A 1,416-nucleotide genomic window follows, 5' to 3' on the forward strand; every position below is an offset into this window, starting at 1 on the left:
CTGCAAGCAATGACAATCTGGCTTCCAATACCTACAGTGTTACTAATGATGGAACAGCTCCCTCAGTGACCATTGATGGACCCGCCGGGCCTGTAAATGGTAGTTTTGATGTTACCATTACCTTTAGTGAGGACGTTACCGGGTTTGTTCAAAACGATATTACCATAACAAACGGGACAATAACGGCCTTTAGCGGATCAGAGGCATCCTATACCGCTACCATCAACCCTACAACAGATGGGGAAGTGACCGTACAAGTACCTGCCGGGGTAGCCTTAGATGCTGCAAGCAATGACAATCTGGCTTCCAATATCTATAGTATTATCAATGATGGAACAGCCACCACCGTGACCATTGATGGGCCTGCCGGGCCTGTAAATGGATCTTTTGACATTACCATTACCTTTAGTGAGGGCGTTACTGGGTTTGTTCAAAGTGATATTACCATAACAAACGGGACAATAACAGCCTTTAGCGGATCAGGGGCATCCTATACCGCTACCATTGACCCTACAACGGATGGGGAAGTGACCGTACAAGTACCTGCCGGGGTAGCCATAGATGCTGCAAGCAATGACAATCTGGCTTCCAATACCTACAGTGTTACTAATGATGGAACAGCTCCCTCAGTGACCATTGATGGACCCGCCGGGCCTGTAAATGGTAGTTTTGATGTTACCATTACCTTTAGTGAGGACGTTACTGGGTTTGTTCAAAGTGATATTACCATAACAAACGGGACAATAACAGCCTTTAGCGGGTCAGGGGCGTCCTATACCGCCACCATTGACCCTACAGCAGATGGGGAAGTCACTGTGCAGGTGCCTGCCGGGGTAGCCATGGATGCTGCAAACAATGACAATCTGGCTTCCAATATCTATAGTATTATCAATGATGGAACAGCTCCCTCAGTAACCATTGATGGACCCGCCGGGCCTGTAAATGGTAGTTTTGATGTTACCATTACCTTTAGTGAGGGCGTTACTGGGTTTGTTCAAAGCGATATTACTGTAACCAATGGCTCCATAACAGCCTTTAGCGGGTCAGGGGCGTCCTATACCGCCACCATTGACCCTACAGCAGATGGGGAAGTCACTGTGCAGGTGCCTGCCGGGGTAGCCATGGATGCTGCAAACAATGACAATCTGGCTTCCAACACCTACAGTGTTACTAATGATGGAACAGCTCCCTCAGTAACCATTGATGGGCCTGCCGGGCCTGTAAATGGATCTTTTGACATTACCATTACCTTTAGTGAGGGCGTTACTGGGTTTGTTCAAAGCGATATTACTGTAACCAATGGCTCCATAACAGCCTTTAGCGGGTCAGGGGCGTCCTATACCGCCACCATTGACCCTACAGCAGATGGGGAAGTCACTGTGCAGGTGCCTGCCGGGGTAGCCATGGATGCTGCAA

At 48.7% G+C, this 1,416-nt stretch carries 1 protein-coding gene; it reads left to right on the forward strand.

All coding sequences use genetic code 11. The annotated features are described in order from the left end of the window. A partial coding sequence (locus WBG21_RS11205) for a beta strand repeat-containing protein (protein ID WP_340077920.1) occupies positions 1 to 1,416 on the forward strand: 1,416 nt, incomplete at both ends.

The sequence above is a fragment of the Leptobacterium meishanense genome, assembly GCF_037645805.1.
Lineage (GTDB): Bacteria > Bacteroidota > Bacteroidia > Flavobacteriales > Flavobacteriaceae > Leptobacterium_A > Leptobacterium_A meishanense.